Raw genomic sequence first — 21,676 nt, forward strand, 5'->3', positions numbered from 1 at the left:
GGTCCGCGGGGGTGGTGTCGCCACATGCAGACGGGCCCCACACCTTTCGGCGTGGGGCCCGTCCTTGGTGTGGACCGGGGGTCCTGCAGCCCTCAGGACTCCGGCACGGTCCGGTGGTACGTCTCCTTGAGAATAGGCAAGGCTTGCCTAATTAAGCAATACTTTCGTCGGATTGGTCCGCGAGGTGCCGCGCACGGGGACGCCGAACCCGACGAGTGCGTCGAGCACGGCCTGCCCGCGCCGCATGCTCACCGCCTCACTGGACCCGGCCAGCAGCGGGATCTGGGTGGCGGCGCCCACGACGGTGCCGCCCACCACGTGCCACATGGCCGAGATCGGCATGGCGTGGTCGCTGATCTCGGCCAGGCGACGGAACAGCGGGGTCAGTGCCCGGTGGCTGCGATGGGCCACCCACGTCGTCAGGGCCGCCTCGCTCGGCAGCGCCACGATGCCGTCGTCGATCAACCGGCAGGAATCCTTCCGCCCCGAGAAGCAGGGGTCGTCGGGCAGCACCCGCACGGTCGGGTCCTTCACGCCCACCCAGTCGATGGCACCCTCGGAGTCGACATGCGCCCACAGATTCTCGAGCCCGGTGTCCCAGGCACGGCCCTCCAGCACCAGCAGCGGGATCACCCGGCCCACCACGACATGGGCGAACGTGGCCGCCAGCTGCTGGGTCACCGCAGACGCGCTGTCGGTCTCGGCCAGGCCGGCGTCGAACATCCGGGTCAGACGGTCGGTGGTCACCAGTTCGGTCAGCGGCCACCAGCGCCGGCGCGACAGATCTCCCATCACGGCCACGCCGTACACCCGAGGGCAGGCGGCGTAGAGCTCCCGCAACCGTCGGCTGGATTCGTGCAGTGGCAGCGGCCTGGTGATGGCCATGCTCGCGATGAGCGGATCGTCGACGACGACCGTCATGACACCTCCCTCTCAGTCAGTTAGGTTAGGCTTACTATAGTCATGCACCTCAAAGGAGCTACCCCCTGTGACTGGACTCACAAGCCCATCCGAAACGGCCCCTCACCGGCCCGGCAGGTTGCTACCGGCGGCGTCGGAGGAGGTCGCGGGTCCAGCTCGAGCGGTCGGTACGACACGCGGTAGTACGTCCGTAGTACGCTTTGCCCTACCGCCTGTAGGAGAAGAACGGAAGATGGCCAAGCTGACTCGCCTCGGGGAGCTCGAACGCTCCGTGATGGACCACCTGTGGTCCACCGGCGAACCGCAGACGGTCCGTCAGGTCCACGAAGCCTTGTCGGCTCGTCGCGATCTCGCCTACACCACCGTGATGACCGTGCTGCAGCGCCTCGCGAAGAAGAACCTCGTGGTCCAGCACCGTGATGACCGTGCCCACCGCTACGCCCCGACCCACGGCCGCGACGAACTGGTCGCGGGCCTGATGGTCGACGCGCTGGACCAGGCCTCCGACTCCGGTAGCCGCGAAGCCGCTCTGGTGCACTTCGTCGAACGCGTCGGAGCCGACGAAGCCGCGGCGCTGCGGCGCGCGCTCACCGATCTGGAGGGCAAGCACCGCGACGCGGGACCCGCTGGCGAATCCGGCACCGGCTGAGGGACACTATCGGCGTGTCCGCGCTGGCCTTCACGATCATCGCCCTGCTGTTGTCAGGTCCGGTGCCCGCGTTGCTGGCGCGAGCCTCCTGGCCGCTGCGTGCGCCCAGGGCCGCCATCGTGCTCTGGCAGTCGATCGCCCTGGCCGCGGTGCTCTCGGCCTTCTCGGCCGGTCTCGCGATCGCCCTGCGGCTGCTGCAACCCGATGCCGACGGTCGGCCCACCGCGACGGTGACCAGCTCGATCGCGACGCTCGGCTGGCCGTTGTGGACCGTCTACGTCACCGTCTTCGCCCTCACACTGGTGATCGGGGCGCGGCTGATCGTCTCGATCCTGCGGGTCGCGATCGCCACCCGTCGCCGGCGCGCACACCACCGGATGGTCGTCGACCTCGTCGGCGCGTCCCACCCGCAGGCCGACGCGGACCTGCGCATCCTCGACGTCGAGCAGCCGTTGGCCTACTGCCTGCCGGGGGTGCGCAGCCGCGTCGTGGTCAGCAAGGGTGCCGTGAAGACGCTGTCGGACCGCGAGATGACCGCGATCCTGACCCACGAGCACGCCCACCTGCGCGCTCGGCACGACCTCGTCCTGGAGATGTTCACCGCGGTGCGCGCCGCGTTCCCCCGCTGGGTGCGCAGCGGCAACGCGCTGACCGCGGTGCGGCTGCTCATCGAACTGCTCGCCGACGACGCCGCGGTCCGTACCACCGGCCCGCGCCCGCTGGCCCGCGCGCTGGTCGCCTGCGCCTCGGGCCACACCCCGCGGGGGGCGCTGGCCGCCGGCGGTCCGTCGACGCTGGTGCGCGTGCGGCGGCTCGGCGGTGCCCCCAACAGCCGGTTGCACGCCGGCGCAGCGTACGTGACCGCCGCCGCCGTGCTCGTCGTCCCCACCGTCGCGCTCGCGGTGCCGTGGCTGACCGAGCTGCACCGGCTGTTCCTCGCGTGACCGAAGCTTCCCGGGACGTCACAGGACGTCCGAAGGTGTGCTGTAACCGGACTCGAAAGGTTTCTCCTCTATGACGTCGTCGTCGCAGGCCGCAACCGGCACCGCGCAGATCGGGGTGACCGGTCTGGCCGTGATGGGCTCCAACATCGCCCGCAACTTCGCCCGGCACGGCTACACCGTCGCGCTGCACAACCGGTCGGTGGCCAAGACCGACGCGTTGCTCGCCGAGCACGGCGACGAGGGCGACTTCGTGCGCACCGAGACCATCCGCGAGTTCCTCGACGCCCTCGAGAAGCCCCGCCGGGTCCTGATCATGGTCAAGGCCGGTGACGCGACCGATGCGGTGATCAACGAGCTCGCCGACGCGATGGAACCCGGCGACATCATCATCGACGGCGGCAACGCGCTCTACACCGACACGATCCGCCGCGAGAAGGCGATTCGTGAGCGCGGTCTGCACTTCGTCGGCGCCGGCATCTCCGGCGGCGAGGAGGGCGCCCTGCTCGGGCCGTCGATCATGCCGGGTGGGCCCGCGGAGTCCTACGCGTCGCTGGGACCGCTGCTCGAGGAGATCTCCGCCCACGTCGACGGAGTGCCGTGCTGCACCCACGTCGGCCCCGACGGCGCCGGGCACTTCGTCAAGATGGTGCACAACGGCATCGAGTACTCCGACATGCAGCTCATCGGCGAGGCCTACCAACTGCTGCGCGACGCGCTGGGCAAGAGCGCCGGCGAGATCGCCGACGTCTTCGACGAGTGGAACGCCGGGGACCTGGACAGCTTCCTGGTCGAGATCACCGCAAAGGTGTTGCGCCAGAACGACGCCAAGACCGGCAAGCCGCTGGTCGACCTGATCCTCGACGAGGCCGAACAGAAGGGCACCGGCCGCTGGACGGTCAAGTCCGCGCTCGACCTGGGTGTGCCGGTGACCGGCATCGCCGAGGCCGTCTTCGCCCGCGCGCTGTCGGGGTCGGTGGCCCAGCGTCAGGCCACCACCGGGCTGGCCTCCGGGGCCCTCGGTGAGAAGCCTTCCGACGCTGCACAATTCGTCGAGGACATCCGCCAAGCGCTGTACGCGTCGAAGATCATCGCCTATGCGCAGGGCTTCAACCAGATCCAGGCCGGATCGGCCGAATACGACTGGGACATCACCCCCGGCGACATGGCCACCATCTGGCGGGGCGGCTGCATCATCCGCGCCAAGTTCCTCAACCGCATCAAAGACGCCTTCGACAACAATCCCGACCTGCCCACGCTGATCGTCGACCCGTACTTCCGCGACGCGATCGAGGCCGCGATCGACAGCTGGCGGCGCGTGGTGGTGACCGCCACGCAACTGGGTATCCCGATCCCCGGCTTCGCCTCGGCGCTGTCCTACTACGACGCGCTGCGCACAGAACGTCTGCCCGCGGCACTGACCCAGGGCCTGCGCGACTACTTCGGCGCCCACACCTACGGGCGCATCGACGCCGACCGCGACAAGCGCTTCCACATCCTGTGGAGCGGTGACCGCAGCGAGGTGGAGGCCTGACGCGCGCCACTAGGCTGGAATCATGCGCTTTCTGGAGGGCCACCGCCCGCCGTATGACCTGACCTACGACGACGTGTTCGTCATGCCCGGACCGTCGGAGGTGACGTCGCGCTTCGACGTCGACCTGTCCACCGTGGACGGCTCGGGCACCACCATCCCGGTGGTGGTGGCCAACATGACCGCGGTGGCGGGGCGGCGGATGGCCGAGACGGTCGCCCGTCGCGGCGGCCTGGTGGTGCTGCCTCAGGACCTGCCCGTCGCCGCGGTCAAGCACACCGTCGACTTCGTCAAGAGCCGCGACACCGTCGTCGACACCCCGGTGACGCTCTCCCCCGACGACTCGGTGTCCGACGCGACCGCCCTGATCCACAAGCGGGCCCACGGTGCCGCGGTGGTGCTCTTCGAGGACCGCCCGATCGGGCTGATCACCGAAGCCGCCTGCCGTGGCGTCGACCGGTTCACCCGGGTGCGCGACGTGGCGATCTCCGACCTGGTCACCGCGCCGGTCGGCACCGACCCACGCAAGATCTTCGACCTGCTCGAGCACGCGCCCATCGACATCGCCGTGCTCACCGAGGCCGACGGCACCCTGGCAGGAGTGCTGACGCGCACCGGCGCGATCCGGGCCGGCATCTACTCCCCGGCGGTCGACGGCGAAGGCCGGCTGCGGATCGCCGCCGCGGTGGGCATCAACGGCGACGTCGCCGCCAAGGCCCGCGAACTGGCCGAGGTCGGCGTGGATCTCCTGGTCATCGACACCGCTCACGGTCATCAGCGCAAGATGCTCGACGCGATCGAGGCGGTGCGTTCACTGGACCTCGGTCTGCCGCTGGCCGCCGGCAACGTGGTCTCCGGTCAGGGTGCGCAGGACCTGATCAACGCGGGCGCCTCGATCGTCAAGGTCGGCGTCGGTCCCGGTGCGATGTGCACCACCCGGATGATGACCGGGGTGGGGCGCCCCCAGTTCTCCGCCATCGTCGAATGTGCCGCAGCGGCATCCGAACTCGGTGGACACGTCTGGGCCGACGGCGGGGTGCGCCATCCGCGTGACGTAGCGCTGGCGCTGGCCGCGGGTGCGTCGAACGTGATGATCGGTTCGTGGTTCGCCGGCACCTACGAGTCCCCCGGCGACCTGATGCACGACCGCGACGGCCAGCCCTACAAGGAGAGCTACGGGATGGCCTCCAAACGAGCGGTGGCCGCCCGCACCTCCGGCGACAGCGCGTTCGACCGGGCCCGCAAAGCGCTGTTCGAGGAAGGCATCTCGACATCGCGCATGGGCCTGGACCCGGTGCGCGGCGGGGTCGAGGACCTGATCGACCACATCACCTCGGGCGTGCGCAGCACCTGCACCTACGTCGGTGCGGCCACCCTGCCCGAACTGCACGAGAAGGTCGTGCTCGGGGTGCAGTCGGCGGCCGGCTTCGCCGAGGGCCACCCCCTACCGACCGGCTGGTGACGGATAGGCCAGCACGCCGCATCCGTCGGCGTCGGCCACCGTCACGTGGATCGGGTCTCCCGGCTGCAGGTCGGGTCGTCCCGGGCGGCGCAGCGAGACGACCGCACCGTCGGAGAGCCGGGCCGCGACCACGGTCTCGGCGCCGTAGAACCGCAGCGCCGTCACGGTGGCAGGCGCGGCCGACGGATCGTCGCTGACCTGCAGCTGCTCGGGGCGCAACACCACCACCGCAGCACCGTCGGCAACCGGCAGCCGCGTCCGCAGCGCACCGAGGGCCGTGTGCACGACCGGTCCGGCGACCGTCCCCGAGATCTCGATGGTCCCCCCGATGAAGCGGGCGTTGGTCAGCGTGGCCGGCCGGTCGTACAACTCGGTCGGCGGGCCGTGCTGGGCCACCGCCCCGTCGATGAGCAATGCCATCGAGTCGGCCAGCGACAACGCTTCGGCCTGGTCGTGGGTGACCAGCAGTGCCGTCGTCCCGGTGTCGCGCAGGATCGCCGCGATGTCCTCGCGCACCCGCACGCGCAGCCCCGCGTCCAGGGCCGCGAACGGCTCGTCGAGCAACAGCACCCGCGGCTCGGCAGCCAGCGCCCGCGCCAACGCGACGCGCTGCTGCTGACCGCCGGAGAGCTGATGGGGGCGCGCATCGGCCCGCCCCTGCAGACCGACCACGTCGAGCCAGTGCCCGACCCTGGTCCGCACCTCGTCACGGCCCCGGCCGGACATGCCGAACGCGATGTTCTCCCCCACGCTCAGGTGCGGGAACAGCGCTCCCTCCTGCGGCATCAGGCCGACCCGACGACGGTGCACCGGCACGGTGACCCCGTTCCCGGCCACCACCCGATCGGCGATCTGCACCCGCCCCGCGTCGGGCTCCTCGAAGCCGGCGAGGATGCGCAGCAGCGTCGTCTTGCCGCAGCCCGACGGGCCGAGGACCGCGGTGATGGTGCCCGCGGGCACCTCGAGGTCCACGCCGTCGAGCACCACGCGCTCGCCGAACGTCTTGCGCAGACCTGCCGCCTGCACCGCTGCCGCCGCCTCAATCACTGCGCACCCCACCGACACTCGTGCTCCAGAACCCCAGCACCGCCGTCGGGATCGCGGCGAACACCAGCAGCGCCACAGCGTACGGGGCCGCCGCCGCGTAGTCGCTGACCGAGCTGTACCCCCACAACCGGGTGGCCAGGGTGTCGGTTCCGGTCGGGTGCAGCAACAACGTCACCGGCAGTTCCTTCATGCAGGTCAACAGAACCATCGCCGCTCCGGCGGCGATGCCGGGCGCGGCCACCCGCGCGGTCACGGTGCCGAACGCCCGCAGCGGCGGCCGCCCGAGTGCGCGGGCCACCTCCTCCAGCCGGATCGGCGCGGCCTCGACAGCGGTGCGCACCGAGCCGATCGCGAGCGGGACGAACAGCACGGTGTAGGCCAGGATCAACAGCGGCTCCCGTTGGTAGAGCGGCCGCAACAGCACCACCCCGAGCGAGACCATCGAGATCGCGATGACGATCGCCGGCAAGCCGTGGGCGATGTAGCTCACCCCCTCCAGCGCGCGGGTCGTGCGGTCGCGGTGCCGCGCGGCGAGCACCCCCAGCGGCAACGCCGCCGCGGTGGAGGCCAGGGCCGCCGCCGCCGACAGCCAGACGGTGGAGCCCAGCGCATCCAGCCACTGCGCGCTGTCCCAGCGCGGACCAGCGGTCGCCAACCAATCAGCCAGGGCCACAAGGGGAACGACGATCGCCGCGACCAGCACGGCCACCGGGACCGCGACCGCGGCCGGACCCCAGGCGCCCAACCGGTTCACTGGCGCGGGCCGCGGTGCCCCGCTGCCCACCCGCGACGCCGACGCATGTCCGCGCACCCGGTGCTCGGCCGCCACCAGCGCCAGCGCGAACACCAACAGCACCAGTGACAGCACCGCCGCGCGCGACGGGTTGAAACCCGACCGGTACGCCCCGTAGATCACCCAGGTGAACGCCTCGAAGCGCATCGCCGCGACCGCGCCGAAGTCGCTGAGAACGTAGAGCGCGACCAGCAGCGCGCCGGCCGCGATCGCCGCACGGGACTGCCGCAACGTCACCCGGAACAGCACCGCCCAACCGCCCAGCCCGAGCGACCGGGCGACCTCCTCCTGCGCGGGGTCGACGCGCGCCAGCGCGGCCATCGTGGTCAGCAGCACCAGCGGGTAGCTGACCAGCGTGAGGACCAGCGCCGATCCCCAGAAACCGGCCACCGTCGGAAACGCCGACACCCACAGGTAGGCCAGCAGATAGCTCGGCATCGCCAACGGCAACGTCAGCGCCACTGCCCAGAGGCGTCGTGCCCGGAGGTCGGTGCGTGTCACCAGCACCGCCAGCGCCACCCCGAGCACCACGCACGCCGCCGTCACCACCGCCACCAGCAGCAGCGACCGCCCCACCAACGCCGCGGTGCGCTGCTGGAACAGCTCGTCGAACACGAAACTCCACCCACGCTGCGCGGCCCGCTCGACGAGATAGACCAGCGGCACCAGCGTGGCGGCAGCCACCGCTGCGGCGGCGAGCACCAGCAGCGCGGGCGGACGACGGCCCGCGACGACGGTCACGGTCAGTTGGTCAGCAGGCCGGTCTCGACCAGCAGTTCCTGGGTGGCCTCGATGTCGTCGAGATCGGACAGGTCCACCGCAGGCGGCTGCAACGACTCCAGCGGCGGCATGTCCGCCGCCGGAGCGACGCCGGCGGCCAGCGGATACTCCGAGGTCTCCTCGGCGAAGTACTTCTGCGCCGACTCCTCCACCAGGTACGCCGCGAAGCGTTGCGCGCCTTCGGGATTGGGCGCTGCCTTCAGCACGCCCACCCCGGCGACGTTGACCAGGCCACCCGGGTCGCCCGGCGCCATGAACTGGTTACGCGCGGTGACGGCGTCGGCGCCCTTGGCGTGGATGAGCTCGTAGAGGTAGTAGTGGTTGACCAGCCCGAGCGGCACCTGACCGGCGTCGACGGCGTCGCGGACAGCGACGTTGTTCTCGAACGACACCGGCTCCTGCGCCTTGAAGGCACGCAGCCACTGCTCGGCGCCGTCGTCGCCGCGCAGCACCCGCAGACCGGTGACGAACGCCTGCCAGGACGCATTGCTGGGAGCGAACCCGATCTTGCCCTTCCACTCCGGTGCCAGCAGGGCGTCGATGGTGTCGGGCGGATCGGGCACCAGGGTCGGGTTGTAGACGATCACGCGGGCGCGACCGGAGACGCCGACCCACGATCCGTCGCGTGCGGCGTACTGCGGCGGCACCGCCGACACGGTCTGCGGGTCCAGCGGAGCCAGCAGGCCCGCCTTCGACACCGCGCCCAACGCACCGGCGTCCTGGGACAGGAACACGTCGGCCGGCGACCTGTCGCCTTCGGTGAGCAGCTGCGCGGCCATCTCACCCGACCCCGCGTAGCGGGCCTCGACCTCGATGCCGGTGTCGGTGGTGAACTGCTCGAGCAGCGGCGCGACCAGCGCCTCGCTGCGGCCCGAGTACACGACGATCTTGTCCCCGTCCTGTTCCTCGGACTGGGATCCGCACGCGGTGAACGCCAGCATGGCGACGGTCATGCCGACCGCACCCGCCCACCGGGAGATCGATCTCGTCATCTGCGTCGCCGCCTTTCCGCAGGGCGCTGTCCGTGACAGCCGCGCCGTACACGCACACGGGTGGAACTTCTCCGCAACCTACCACCGGGTGAGGCCAGCCTCACCGAAGCAGAATCTCGCGCAGGGGCGCACGGCGGTTCCGTTAACATGTGGGGATCAGTCCGCGCCACGACGAAAGGGACCAGGTGCCGCAGGCACTGGACGCGAGTTCGGCCGAACCGGGGGTTTCCGCCGAACGGCCCGGTCACGAGCCATGTGAAGCTGAGCCTTCCTCTAGGCGGCCGGGCATCCGGCCCGGCTCTCCCGACCATCTCGCCACCTTCTCGGGAGCACCGCGATGAACGTCGCGATGTCGCTCCTGTCGCTGTTGGCCTTCGGCCTGCTGACCGCCGGGACCGCGGTGTTCGTCGCCGCCGAGTTCTCGCTGACGGCGCTGGAGCGCAGCACCGTCGACGCGAACGCCCGCAGCGGTCACCGACGCGACCAACTCGTGCAGCGCGCCCACCGCACCCTGTCGACCCAGTTGTCCGGCGCCCAGGTCGGAATCTCGATCACCACGCTGGCCACCGGATTCCTGGCCGAGCCCGTCGTGGCCCGGCTGATCGCCCCCGGCCTGACCGCGTTGCGGGTGCCCGAGAACCTCACCAGCGGACTGGCTTTTATCCTGGCCATCCTGATCGCGACGTCGATCTCGATGGTCTTCGGCGAACTGGTGCCCAAGAACCTCGCCGTGGCGCGGCCCGTCCCGACCGCGCGGTGGTCGGCGGGACCGCAGCTGATGTTCTCCTTCCTGTTCACCCCACTGATCAGACTGACCAACGGCACGGCCAACTGGATCCTGCGCCGCATGGGGATCGAACCCGCCGAGGAACTGCGGTCGGCGCGTTCCCCCCAGGAGTTGGTGTCGCTGGTGCGGTCCTCGGCGCAGAGCGGCTCGCTGGACCCGGTGACCGCGGTGCTGGTGGACCGGTCGCTGCAGTTCGGTGACCGCACCGCGGAGGAGCTCATGACCCCGCGCTCCAAGATCGACACCCTGGAAGCCGGCGACACCGTCCTCGACCTCAGCGAGGCCGCGGTGCGCACCGGGCACTCCCGCTTCCCCGTCATCCGCGGCGACCTCGACGAGACCATCGGCGTCGTCCACGTCAAGCAGGTCTTCGCCGTCCCGCACGACAAACGCGCCTCCACGCGGTTGGCCGACCTGGCCCAACCGGTCAACAAGGTGCCGTCCACGCTGGACGGGGACGCCGTCATGTCGGAGGTACGCGCCAACGGGCTGCAGACCGCGCTGGTGGTCGACGAGTACGGCGGTACCGCCGGCATGGTCACCGTCGAGGACCTCATCGAGGAGATCGTCGGCGACGTACGCGACGAGCACGACGACGAGCCCCCCGACGTGGTGCAGGCGGGCCGCGGCTGGCAGGTGTCGGGCCTGCTGCGCATCGACGAGGTCGCCGAGAACACCGAGTTCCGTGCCCCCGAAGGGGACTACGAGACGATCGGCGGACTGGTGCTGGAGACCCTCGGCCACATCCCCGAGGAGGGCGAATCGGTGGAGCTGACGGCCTTCGACCCCGACGGCCCGGTCGAGGACCCCGTGCGGTGGCGCGCGACCGTGGTCAAGATGGACGGCCGGCGCATCGACCAGCTGCGCCTGACCGAACTCGGACGCACCGGAGAACGCCGTGGGTGACCTGTTCGGCGTGCTGCTGACCTTCGTGCTGCTGGCGGCCAACGCCTTCTTCGTGGCCTCGGAGTTCGCGCTGATCTCGGCGCGCCGTGACCGCCTGGAGGCCCTGGCTGAGCAGGGCAAACGCAGCGCCGTCACGGTGATCCGGGCCGGTGAGCACCTGTCGTTGATGCTCGCCGGGGCACAGCTGGGCATCACCGTGTGCTCGATCCTGCTGGGCCGGGTGGCCGAACCCGCGGTCGCCCACCTGCTCGAGAAACCCTTCGACCTGCTCGGCATCCCCGACGCGCTGCTGCACACCGTGTCGTTCCTGGTGGCGCTGTCCATCGTGGTCACCCTGCACGTGCTGCTCGGCGAGATGGTGCCGAAGAACATCGCGATCGCCGGGCCGGAGTCCACCGCGATGCTGCTGATCCCGGTCTACCTCGTCTACATGCGCGCGGCCCGACCGTTCATCGCGTTCTACAACTGGTGCGCCAACATCACCCTGCGCACGTTCGGTGTCCAACCCAAGGACGAACTCGACGTGACGGTGTCGACCGTCGAGCTGTCGGAGATGATCGCCGAATCCCTCTCGGAGGGTCTGCTGGACCCCGAGGAACACAGCCGCCTGACCAGGGCGCTGCAGATCCGCAACCGCAACGTCAACGACGTCGCGTTGCCGCTGCATCGCATCCGCGCGGTCCCGGCCGCCGCGCCGGGCCGCGGACCCACCGTCGGGGCGCTCGAAGAAGCGCTGCGGGAAACCGGCTACTCGCGCTTCCCCGTCGCCGACGACGGCGGCGCCTACCTGGGGTACGTCCACATCAAAGACGTGTTGCCGCTGGTCAACAGCACCGCCGACGGTTCGGCGGTGGTCGACCTCTCCCTGGTCCGTCCGCTGCCGCGGGTACCGGCGTCGCTGCCCCTGCCCGACGCGCTATCGCGGTTGCGGCGGACCAACAGTCACCTGGCGCTGGTGACCGGCGCCGACGGTACCGTCAGCGCCATGGTGGCCCTGGAAGACCTCGTCGAGGACCTCGTCGGCACGGTTCGCGACGGCACCCACCGGGTGTGATGTCCGACTGGCCGGCCCGCGCCGCCGCATACCGACAGCGCGCCGACGCCGTGTTGGAACCGCTGCTGGCGCAGCGGCGCGCCGGACGGGCCCATCCGGTCTACGACTTCCTGTTCACCTACTACAGCCTGCGGCCACGGCAGCTGCGCTGGTGGCATCCCGGCTACGGCACCGTCCTCGACGGCGACGAGGCCCGCCGCTACCTGCCGCGCGCCGGCTACACGGAGACCCCCGACGGCGTCACCGTCAGCCGGGACTACCTGCAGGCCCGCGCCGACACCGTGGCGTTCATCACCGAGCTGCTCGCGGCCACGGCGGCGCGCCCCGCGCGGTTCAACTGTTTCGGACTCCACGAGTGGGCCATGGTCTACCGCGCGCCGCAGGTGCGGCACGGCGGCGTGCCGATGCGGCTGCCGGCCGCCGACACCGACGCGGTGGTCGACTCGATGCCGCTGCGCTGCAGCCACTTCGACGCGTACCGCTTCTTCACCGAACCGGCCGCCCGCCGCAATCAGCACAAGCCGAGTCGCCGCACGCAGATCGAGCTCGAGCAACCGGGTTGCGTCCATGCCGGGATGGACCTCTACAAGTGGTCCTACAAGCTGGGGCCGCTGATCGACAGCCACCTGGTGCTGGACTGTTTCGAACTCGCCCTCGAGGCTCGTGTCCTGGACATGCGGGCCAGCCCGTACGACCTGACCGCGTACGGATTCGACGCGATCCGCGTCGAGACCCCGGCCGGCCGGCGCGAATATGCCGCGCAGCAGCAGGCCCTCAGCGAGCGGGCGGCGCCACTGCGGGCCCGGCTGCTGGGCTCCTGCACAGCGTTGCGGGAGGCTGCGGCCCGGACGTAGCGCGTGTTACCGCTGGGTAAGCTGGATCGACGACACCGCAGATCTTGCAGGCGCTGCGCGGCTGCAGACGAGGGAGGAACCATGTCCGAACGCGTGACGGTGGGCAACCTGCGCGTCGCCTCCGAGTTGTACGACTTCGTCAACAACGAGGCGCTGCCCGGCACCGACATCGACCCCGACACCTTCTGGTCCGGCGTCGACAAGGTCGTGGCCGACCTGACCCCGAAGAACCAGGACCTCCTCGCGCGGCGCGACGAGCTGCAGGCCCAGATCGACAAATGGCACCGGGCGCGGGTGATCGGCGGGTTCGATGCCGACGAGTACCAGCAGTTCCTCACCGACATCGGCTACCTGCAGCCCGAGCCGGACGACTTCACCATCACCACCGCCGGGGTGGACGACGAGATCACCACCACCGCCGGTCCGCAGCTGGTGGTGCCGATCCTCAATGCGCGGTTCGCGCTCAACGCCGCCAACGCCCGTTGGGGCTCGCTCTACGACGCGCTGTACGGCACCGACGTCATATCCACCGACGGTGGGGCCGAACCCGGTAGCTCCTACAACCCGGTGCGCGGGGACCGGGTCATCGCCTACGCGCGCCGCTTCCTCGACGGTGCAACGCCACTGGAGTCCGGCTCCTGGGCGGACATCACCGGGCTGGCGGTGGCCGACGGCCGCGTCACGGCCACCCTCGACGACGGCGGCTCGGTCGGGTTGGCGGCGCCGGAGCAGTTCGTCGGTTACCTCGGCGAGCCGGCCGCCCCGAGCGCGGTCCTGCTGGTCAACAACGGCCTGCACGTCGAGATCCTGATCGACGCCGACTCCCCGATCGGAAAGACCGACAAGGCCGGCATCAAGGACGTGGTGCTGGAGTCCGCGGTGACCACGATCATGGACTTCGAGGACTCCGTGGCCGCCGTCGACGCCCCCGACAAGGTGCTGGGCTACCGCAACTGGCTGGGTCTGAACCGCGGCGACCTGTCCGAGGAGGTCAGCAAGGGCGGCAAGACGTTCACCCGCGTCCTCAACGCCGACCGCACCTACACCGCCGCCCACGGGGAGAAAGAGGTCACGCTGCCCGGACGCAGCCTGCTGTTCGTGCGCAACGTCGGCCACCTGATGACGAACGACGCCATCGTCGATTCCGAGGGGAACGAGGTCTACGAAGGCATCCAGGACGCCCTGTTCACGTCGCTGATCGCGACGCACGGCCTCAAGGAGGGCGAGCAGAACGGGCCCTACCGCAACAGCCGCACCGGGTCGATCTACATCGTCAAACCCAAGATGCACGGCCCCGACGAGGTCGCGTTCACCTGCGAGTTGTTCAGCCGCGTCGAGGACGTCCTCGGCCTGCCGCAGAACACCCTCAAGGTCGGCATCATGGACGAGGAACGCCGGACCACGGTCAACCTCAAGGCCTGCATCAAGGCCGCCGCCGACCGGGTGGTGTTCATCAACACCGGCTTCCTCGACCGCACCGGTGACGAGATCCACACCTCGATGGAAGCCGGCCCGATGATCCGCAAGGGCGCGATGAAGTCCACCGACTGGATCAAGGCCTACGAGGATCAGAACGTCGACATCGGCCTGGAGACCGGATTCTCCGGCAGGGCGCAGATCGGCAAGGGCATGTGGGCGATGACCGATCTGATGGCCGACATGGTCGAACAGAAGATCGGCCAGCCGAAGGCGGGCGCGACCACCGCGTGGGTGCCGTCGCCGACCGCGGCGACCCTGCACGCCATGCACTATCACGAGGTCGACGTGTTCGCGGTGCACAAGGAGCTGGGCGGCACACGCCGCGCCTCGCTGGAGCAACTGCTGACCATCCCGCTGGCCAAGGAACTGGCCTGGGCTCCCGAGGAGATCCGCGAGGAGGTCGACAACAACTGCCAGTCGATCCTGGGCTACGTGGTGCGCTGGATCGACGCCGGCGTCGGCTGCTCGAAGGTGCCCGACATCCACGACGTCGCCCTGATGGAGGACCGCGCGACGCTGCGCATCTCCAGCCAACTGCTGGCGAACTGGCTGCGCCACGGTGTGATCACCGAGGAAGACGTGAAGTCCAGCCTGCGCCGGATGGCCGAGGTGGTGGACGAACAGAACGCGGCCGACCCCGATTTCCGGCCGATGTCAAAGGATTTCGACGGCAGCGTGGCGTTCCAGGCGGCTCAGGAACTGATCCTGGCCGGCGGTGCGCAGCCCAACGGCTACACCGAGCCGATCCTGCACCGACGCCGCCGGGAGTACAAAGCAGGCAGGCATGGGACGGCATAGTCTTCCCGACCCCGACGAGACCGGCGCCGAGGACGCCCGGACCGAACGGTTCGCGTTCGGTGCGTCCGAACCCGGTGCGCGCGACGGCGCCGACGATGGTGCCGACGGCGGCGGCCGGCACACCGCGGCGTCCGACGACGCGCCCGCGCCGCGCAGCCGGGACTGGGATTCCGGCGAATGGACCGGCAGCCACCGTGCCGTCACCCCCGGCCGCCGCGGCGTCAGCGTGGGCGTGATCGTGGCGCTGGTCACCGTCGTCGTGGTCGTCGGTGTGGTGATCCTGTGGCGCTTCTTCGGTGACGTGTTGTCCAATCGGTCCGACGTGGCGGCCGCACGCTGCGTCGAAGGGGAGATCGACATCGCCGTGGTGGTCGATCCCGCGATCGGCGAGCCGGTGCGCAACCTGGCGCAGCGATACAACGACAGTGCCGCACCCGTCGGTGACCGGTGCGTGAAAGTCGGTGTGGCCGAGTCGGATTCCTCTGCCGTCGTGAACGGTCTGAGCGAACAGTGGCCGGACGACCTCGGTGCGCGCCCGGCGCTGTGGATCCCGGCCAGCAGCGCCTCCGACGCGCGGCTGGAAGCCGCGGTGGGCGCCGCGACGATCAGCGACAGCCGCCCGTTGGTCAGCTCCCCCGTGGTCCTCGCGGTCGCCCCCGAGCTCGAGGAGGCGCTCGCCGGCCAAACCTGGGCGGCACTGCCCCGCCTGCAGAACGACCCGGCGGCACTGGACGGCCTGGGGCTGGCCGGCTGGGGCGGGCTGCGCCTGGCGCTGCCGCAGGAAGCCGATGCCGACGCCACCGCCCTGCTCGCCGAAGCCGTGGCCGCGGCGTCCGCGCCGCAGGGCGCTCCCGCCACAGCCGGCCTGGGGGCGGTCAACGCGCTGATGTCGGGGGCCCCGGAGTTGGCCGACGCCACCGCCGGCACCGCGCTCAACGCGCTGATCGACGCCGACGACCCGCGCACCGCACCGGTGCACGCGGTCGCGACCACCGAGCAGCAGCTCTACCAGCGCACCGCCTCGACGGCCGACGCCGCGTCGAAGGTGCGCTCCTGGCGACCCGAAGGTCCGACGCCGGTGGCCGACTTCCCCACCGTGTTGCTCTCCGGTGACTGGCTGAGCCAGGAACAGCTCACCGCGGCCAGCGAGTTCGCGCGGTTCCTGCGCAAACCCGAGCAACTCGGCGAGTTCAGCCAGGCGGGCTTCCGTGTGGAGGGCCAGGATCCGCCGGCCAGCGACGTCGTCGACTTCGCCGCGGTGGACGCGCCGGTCGAGGTCGGTGACGCGGCCACCCGGGCCACCATCGCCGACACCCTGGCGGCCCCTGCGCAGAGTTCCACCGTGACGATCATGCTCGACCAGTCGATGCCGACCGACGAGGGCGGACGGTCCCGGCTGTCCAACGTCGTGGCCGCGCTCAAGGGACGGTTGTCGGTCCTACCGCCCGACGCGGGTGTCGGACTGTGGACCTTCGACGGGGTGGCGGGTCGGTCCGTGGTCGGTGCCGGCGCGCTCGACGAGCCGGTCGACGGTCGCCCCCGCGCCGAGGCCGTGACGGCGGCCCTGGATGCCCAGAGTCCCTCGGGCGGCGGCGCCGTGTCCTTCACCACGCTGCGATTGGTCTACACCGACGCGTCGGCGAAGTATCGCGACGGACAGCAGAACTCCGTCCTGGTGATCACCGCCGGACCGCACACCGACCGGACCCTCGGCAGCGAGGGGCTGCAGGACTACATCCGTGGTGCGTTCGACCCCGAACGGCCGGTGGCGGTCAACGTCATCGACTTCGGCGAGGACGCCGACCGGGCGACGTGGGAGTCGGTCGCGCAGATCACCGGAGGCCAGTACCGCAACCTTTCGACGTCGGACACCCCCGAGTTGACCGCCACGATCGCCGAGCTTCTCGGATAGGCTGGTCCCCAATCGGCGAGCAACGTCGGTTACCGCACGTGGTTCGCTGAGGAGATTGCTCCGCAGCGCGCCGCAATGGTATGACGGCGTTATCGAACTGTCGCATTAACCTGCAACGATTGATCATGAGTACGGTTCGGAGGGGGTTTCAGAGGTCACGATGCCAGCTCAGCATCCACAGCAGGCGAACGCCGGTCAGCAATCGGCGTTCGCTCGTCGTTGGCGGGACCGAAAACGCTACGTCTGGTTGCTCGGCATCGTCATCCCGGTGCTGGTACCGGTGTCCTGGCTGGGCGTGCTGCTCACCGGGTGCGGATTGTTCTGGTGGTCCGGACCGATCATGACGGTCGCCGTGATCCCACTGTTGGACTACCTGGTGGGCAGCGACTCCGAGAATCCCCCCGACAGCGCGCTGCGCTACCTCGAGCAGGACCGCTTCTACCGATGGGCGCTGTTCTCGTACCTGCCCGCGCAGTACCTGTCGTTGGTGCTGGCGTGCTGGCTCTGGAGCGGAGGTGGCGGGGTCACGCTCAACGTCGCCGACAAGGTGGGGTTGATGCTGACCGTCGGCGGTATCGCCGGGGTGGCCATCAACACCGCCCACGAGCTGGGCCACCAACGCGCCCGCTCGGAACGCTGGCTGAGCAAGGTCGCGCTCGCCCAGAGCGGCTACGGGCACTTCTACGTCGAGCACAACCGGGGCCACCACGCCCGCGTGGCCACCCCGGAGGATCCGGCCAGCGCCCGGCTCGGCGAGAATCTCTACCAGTTCTTCGCCCGGTCCATCCCGGGCAGTCTGCGCTCGGCCTGGAACATCGAACGCCGCCGCCTGCGCGTCCATGGCAAGTCCGTGTGGAGCGTGCACAACGACGTCCTCAACGCGGGGTTGCTGACGGTCGCACTGTTCGCCGGGCTGGTGGCCGCGTTCGGTGTCGAGGTGCTGCCGTGGCTGATCGGGCAGGCGCTGGTGGGCGTCTTCCTGCTGGAGACGATCAACTACCTGGAGCACTACGGTCTGCGCCGTGGCCGGCGACCGAACGGGACCTACGAGAAGGTGGCCCCGGCGCACAGCTGGAACAGCAACTCGGTGATCTCGAATGTGTTCCTGTTCCATCTGCAGCGCCACTCCGACCACCATGCGAATCCGCATCGCCGGTATCAGGCGCTGTGCCATGCCGACGACGCGCCCCAGCTCCCGGCCGGTTACGCCGCGATGGTGGTGCTGGCCGCGTTCCCACCGCTGTGGCGCAAGGTGATGGACCGCCGCGTGGTCGCACACTACGGCGGCGACGTCAGCCGCGCGGCGCTGAGCCCGCGCAAGGCGGAGCGTTTGGTGGCGCGTCACCGGCCGCGCACGGTGTCAGCTCGCTGACGGCGCGCGCTGAGGAGACGACGTCGCGGCGGGGACCCGCCGGTACACCACAGCGCGACCGCCCCGTTTGGGCGCGAGCGCAACTCCCCTGTCCCACAAGGGTTCATCAGGCTCGGACGTCGGACCGAAACGCAGCTCGCGGAACAGCGTCCGCAGGGTGATGTCCATCTCCATGTTCGAGAAGTTGGCGCCGATGCACCGGTTGATCCCGCCGCCGAACGGGATCCAGGTCGGTGGTTTCGGAGCGCCCTGGGCGTAACGGTCCGGGTCGAACGCCTCGGGATCCGGATAGTTGGCGGGGTCGAAATGCGCCAGCTGGATGCTGATGAAGATGTTGGTGTTCTCCGGCAGCACCCACTGGCCCAGTCGCACCCGCTGCCTGGTCTGGCGTGGGATGTTGTCGATCACCGGGCGGGTGCGCTGGGACTCCCAGATGACGGCCTGACGCAGCTCGGATCCGCCGGCGTCGACCTCCTCGGTGAGCCTGGTCAGCAGGTCGGGGTGGCGGCGCAGTCGCTCGATCGTCCACGCCAGCTGTGTGGCGGTGGTCTCGTGGCCCGCGACCATCATCGTGAGCAGTTCGTCGGCGATGTGGTCGTCGGCGATCGGCTGGCCGTCGTCATAGCGTGCGTGGACGAGCAGTGACAGCACGTCGGCGCGGTCTTCGGAGTGCGGGTCCGACCGGGCGGCGTCGATGAGCTCGCCGATCACCGCGTTGATGCGGTCGCGCAGGCGCTTGAAGCGCCCGCCGGGGCTCCAGGCGCCCAGGTCCCGGCGCGCCGCGGCCGGCAGCAGCACGAAACGCGATCCCATCTCGACGGCCTTCGGGATCAGTTCGCGCAGTTCGTCCAGGGCGGCGCCCTCGGCGCCGAACACCGTTCGCAGGATCGCGTTGAGCGTGATGCGCATCATCGGCTCGAGCGTCTCGAACTCCTGGCCCTGTGGCCAGGTGGCGATCTCGCGGAGGACTTCTTCCTCGATGATCGGCTCATACCCGCGCACCCGCCGGCCGTGGAACGGCGGCACCAGCAGCTTGTGCCTGCGCAGGTGCTCCTCTCCCTCGAGGCTGAAGGTCGAACCGGGGCCGATCGTGGCACCCAGGTTGTGTCCCGGGCGCAGGATCAGGTCCCGGTCGGCCGAGAAGATCTCCCTGATCAAGCCGGGATCGCTGATCACCACCGTGCGCCCGAGGACCGGGACGTTGGCGGTGAATTCTCCGCCGTAGCGCCGATAGGCCGCTGCGACCGCCCGCGGACGGACGGTCAGCATCATCAGACCCTGAACCAACTTCGGGATCCGCGGGCCCGGTGGAAGCCGCACAGGGTCAGCCGTTGCCTCTGCCACGTGTCTCCCTCCGTTGCGGCGCCCGGAATCCGTTCGTGGCGCGGTGCAGAAAACCGAATGCTACCAACGCCGACCGACGGCCAGGTCAGGCGAACGCGTAGTCGGTCAGCGGGTAGGTCTCCTGCTCGCGCAGCGCGGTGCGCGGCGTCGTCGGACGCAACACGGTCTCGCCGTTGGGGCCGAAATAGTAGGACCGTGAGTTGGCGCAGTCGCCCAGATGCAGCAGGGTGCCCTCCTGCAGACGCTCCATGCGTTCCCGGAACGCGGTGTTGGCCTCTTCGGTCACCTCGAAGGTCGTGGCGTTGCGCCGGCGCACTTCACCGAACAGTCGCTCGATGTGCCTGCTCTGGTACTTGACCATGTTGAAGAACGACAACCCGCTGTTGGCGTACGGACCCGCGGCCACGCCGAGATAATTCGGGAAGTACGGTACGGCCATCCCCTGGTAGGCCTGGAAACCGTTTGTGCGCCACCACTTTCCGAGGTTGCGACCCTCACGGCCGATGATCTCGATCGCGGGGAAGTTCGACTCCCACATGTCGAAACCGGTCGCCAGGATCAGCGTGTCGATCTCGGTGCGGACCCCGTCGACGGTGACGATCGCGTCGGCCTCGATCCGCTCGATCCCCGCGGTGCGCAGATGGACGTGCGGCTGGGTGAGGGTCTTGTAGTACTCGTTGGAATAGGTCGGACGCTTGCATCCGAAGTCGTAGCGCGGCGTCAGATCCTCGCGGAGTTTCTTGTCGCGGATGGCCGCGAAGCGCTGGATGCCGGCCAGTACCGCAGTGAGGCTGACCAGCAGCCGCAGTTGGCGGAACTTGATGGCGGGCAGGAAGACCACCGAGGCCTGGATGTCGGTCATCCAGCGGAAGATGCGCTGGGTCAACGGAACTCGTGCGAAGAGGTTCTGCACGGCACGCGGGATCGCGAAGTCCTGCTTCGGCACCACGTGGATCGGGGTGCGCTGGTAGACCGAGAGTTCCGCGGCCTTCCTGGCCACCTCGGGGATCAGCTGCACGGCGGTTGCGCCGGTGCCGATGATCGCGACGCGGCGCCCCTCCAGCGGATAGGCATCGTCCCAGGCGGTGGTGTGGATGATCTTGCCGGCGAACTCGGTGACGCCGGGGATGTCGGGGTAGCAGGCCTGGGACATGAAGCCGGTGGCCGCGATCAGGAAGCGGGCGGTGATGGTCTCACCGCCCGAGACCGTGACGTTCCAGACCTTCTGTTCGTCGTCCCAGCGGGCGTTGTCGACCTTGGTGTTGAACCGCATGTACTGGCGCACGCCGTACTTGTCGGCGACGTGTGCGGCGTACTGCTTGATCTCCGCGCCCGGTGCATAGAGCCGTGACCAGTAGGGATTGGGTTCGAAATCGAACGAATACGTCGGGGAGGGGAGATCGACCGCCAGCCCCGGGTAACGGTTGACGTGCCAGACGCCGCCGAGGTCGCTTTCCCGCTCGAGGATCGCGATGCGGTCATAACCCAGTTGCTTGAACTGGATCGCCGAACCGATGCCTGCGAATCCGCCGCCCACGATCACGACATCGAGGGGATGCTGGCCACTCATGCTGTTCACCGTAGCTGACCGACCCCCATGCTTCACCTCGATCCTGAGCTGCGATTCACCGGGCGAGCGGGCTCGATCGCAGGTCACCCACGGTCGCCGATCCGTCCGGTCCGCGGGGCCGCCGTCGTTGCCAGTCTGGTCACAGGGTGCGCGGTTTCGGGAAGGGCAACACTTGCCGACGACACCGGCCGACGGTTTCAGCAAATAGCTGTACTCGGTGTGCAGTTCGACGGACCTGCTCAAACACCTGAACTACTCCGGCAATGGCGATTGTTTTGCTGTTCGGGCGGGAAACCGGCGTCGAACCATCCGGATTACGCGCAGTTGCTAACTGGATTTGTCACAAAGTGAAATTAACGGAGGCGTCTGTGGAGGAGTCGGAAAACCGGTCCAACGAGTTAACAGGTTGTCATCTATCGTGGCACCGGCGAGGTGAGCTGGGCGGGCGCGACATGATGTGACACAAGTCATAAGGTGACACGGT

At 69.5% G+C, this 21,676-nt stretch carries 16 protein-coding genes; 10 read left to right on the forward strand and 6 right to left on the reverse strand.

From position 1 onward, the window contains the following. Positions 1–147: 147 nt before the first annotated feature. Entirely contained in the window at positions 148–921 is a 774-nt protein-coding gene (locus ACAG25_RS13135; protein WP_370488889.1) for an iron reductase, read from the reverse strand. A 232-nt stretch (positions 922–1,153) separates the two neighbouring features. Here ACAG25_RS13135 and ACAG25_RS13140 point away from each other — a divergent pair, with 232 nt between their 5' ends. The 4 genes from ACAG25_RS13140 (at position 1,154) to ACAG25_RS13155 (ending at position 5,504) form a co-directional block, all read left to right on the forward strand. Further along, on the forward strand, positions 1,154–1,570 hold the full coding sequence (locus ACAG25_RS13140) for a BlaI/MecI/CopY family transcriptional regulator (protein WP_370488890.1): 417 nt from the start codon (positions 1,154–1,156) through the stop codon (positions 1,568–1,570). Positions 1,571–1,584: 14 nt separating this feature from the next. Further along, complete coding sequence (locus tag ACAG25_RS13145; RefSeq protein WP_370488891.1) at positions 1,585–2,514, forward strand: M56 family metallopeptidase; 930 nt, start codon at positions 1,585–1,587, stop codon at positions 2,512–2,514. A gap of 70 nt (positions 2,515–2,584) precedes the next feature. Then, positions 2,585–4,045: an NADP-dependent phosphogluconate dehydrogenase gene (gndA, locus tag ACAG25_RS13150; RefSeq protein ID WP_370488892.1), complete on the forward strand. Its 1,461-nt coding sequence runs from the start codon at positions 2,585–2,587 to the stop codon at positions 4,043–4,045. A 19-nt stretch (positions 4,046–4,064) separates the two neighbouring features. Beyond that, positions 4,065–5,504, forward strand: a complete 1,440-nt coding sequence (locus ACAG25_RS13155; protein WP_370489007.1) for a GuaB1 family IMP dehydrogenase-related protein — start codon at positions 4,065–4,067, stop codon at positions 5,502–5,504. Here the strand turns inward: ACAG25_RS13155 and ACAG25_RS13160 are convergent. Genes ACAG25_RS13160 through ACAG25_RS13170 form a run of 3 tightly spaced genes read right to left on the reverse strand, consistent with a single transcriptional unit; the run spans position 5,487 to position 9,116 of the window. Next, on the reverse strand, positions 5,487–6,548 hold the full coding sequence (locus ACAG25_RS13160) for an ABC transporter ATP-binding protein (protein ID WP_370489008.1): 1,062 nt from the start codon (positions 6,546–6,548) through the stop codon (positions 5,487–5,489). The two genes, ACAG25_RS13155 and ACAG25_RS13160, sit on opposite strands and share 18 nt — an antisense overlap. Next, positions 6,544–8,085: an ABC transporter permease gene (locus ACAG25_RS13165; protein WP_370488893.1), complete on the reverse strand. Its 1,542-nt coding sequence runs from the start codon at positions 8,083–8,085 to the stop codon at positions 6,544–6,546. Before ACAG25_RS13165 ends, ACAG25_RS13160 begins: the two co-directional genes overlap by 5 nt. A gap of 2 nt (positions 8,086–8,087) precedes the next feature. Further along, positions 8,088–9,116, reverse strand: a complete 1,029-nt coding sequence (locus tag ACAG25_RS13170) for an iron ABC transporter substrate-binding protein (protein WP_370488894.1) — start codon at positions 9,114–9,116, stop codon at positions 8,088–8,090. 337 nt (positions 9,117–9,453) lie between these two features. On the opposite strand from ACAG25_RS13170, the gene ACAG25_RS13175 reads away from it, so the two are divergent. The 6 genes from ACAG25_RS13175 to ACAG25_RS13200 all read left to right on the forward strand — a co-directional run bounded on the left by ACAG25_RS13175 (position 9,454) and on the right by ACAG25_RS13200 (position 18,278). Then, on the forward strand, positions 9,454–10,809 hold the full coding sequence (locus tag ACAG25_RS13175) for a hemolysin family protein (protein ID WP_370488895.1): 1,356 nt from the start codon (positions 9,454–9,456) through the stop codon (positions 10,807–10,809). Further along, complete coding sequence (locus tag ACAG25_RS13180; RefSeq protein ID WP_370488896.1) at positions 10,802–11,863, forward strand: hemolysin family protein; 1,062 nt, start codon at positions 10,802–10,804, stop codon at positions 11,861–11,863. The genes ACAG25_RS13175 and ACAG25_RS13180 overlap by 8 nt, the downstream gene beginning before the upstream one ends. Then, positions 11,863–12,717, forward strand: a complete 855-nt coding sequence (locus tag ACAG25_RS13185) for a 3-methyladenine DNA glycosylase (protein WP_370488897.1) — start codon at positions 11,863–11,865, stop codon at positions 12,715–12,717. The genes ACAG25_RS13180 and ACAG25_RS13185 overlap by 1 nt, the downstream gene beginning before the upstream one ends. A gap of 81 nt (positions 12,718–12,798) precedes the next feature. Further along, complete coding sequence (locus tag ACAG25_RS13190) at positions 12,799–14,994, forward strand: malate synthase G (protein ID WP_370488898.1); 2,196 nt, start codon at positions 12,799–12,801, stop codon at positions 14,992–14,994. Then, the gene (locus ACAG25_RS13195) at positions 14,981–16,906 is read left to right on the forward strand and encodes a hypothetical protein (protein WP_370488899.1); all 1,926 of its coding nucleotides are present in this window, start codon (positions 14,981–14,983) and stop codon (positions 16,904–16,906) included. The genes ACAG25_RS13190 and ACAG25_RS13195 overlap by 14 nt, the downstream gene beginning before the upstream one ends. A 160-nt stretch (positions 16,907–17,066) precedes the next feature. Next, entirely contained in the window at positions 17,067–18,278 is a 1,212-nt protein-coding gene (locus ACAG25_RS13200) for an alkane 1-monooxygenase (protein WP_370488900.1), read from the forward strand. On the opposite strand, the gene ACAG25_RS13205 is transcribed toward ACAG25_RS13200, so the two are convergent. Beyond that, the gene (locus ACAG25_RS13205) at positions 18,267–19,622 is read right to left on the reverse strand and encodes a cytochrome P450 (protein ID WP_370488901.1); all 1,356 of its coding nucleotides are present in this window, start codon (positions 19,620–19,622) and stop codon (positions 18,267–18,269) included. The two genes, ACAG25_RS13200 and ACAG25_RS13205, sit on opposite strands and share 12 nt — an antisense overlap. A gap of 85 nt (positions 19,623–19,707) precedes the next feature. Beyond that, a complete protein-coding gene (locus tag ACAG25_RS13210) occupies positions 19,708–21,192 on the reverse strand; it encodes a flavin-containing monooxygenase (RefSeq protein ID WP_370488902.1) in 1,485 nt (494 codons plus the stop codon). Positions 21,193–21,676: the final 484 nt, after the last annotated feature.

The sequence above is a fragment of the Mycobacterium sp. pV006 genome (assembly GCF_041287115.1).
Taxonomy (GTDB): Bacteria; Actinomycetota; Actinomycetes; order Mycobacteriales; family Mycobacteriaceae; genus Mycobacterium.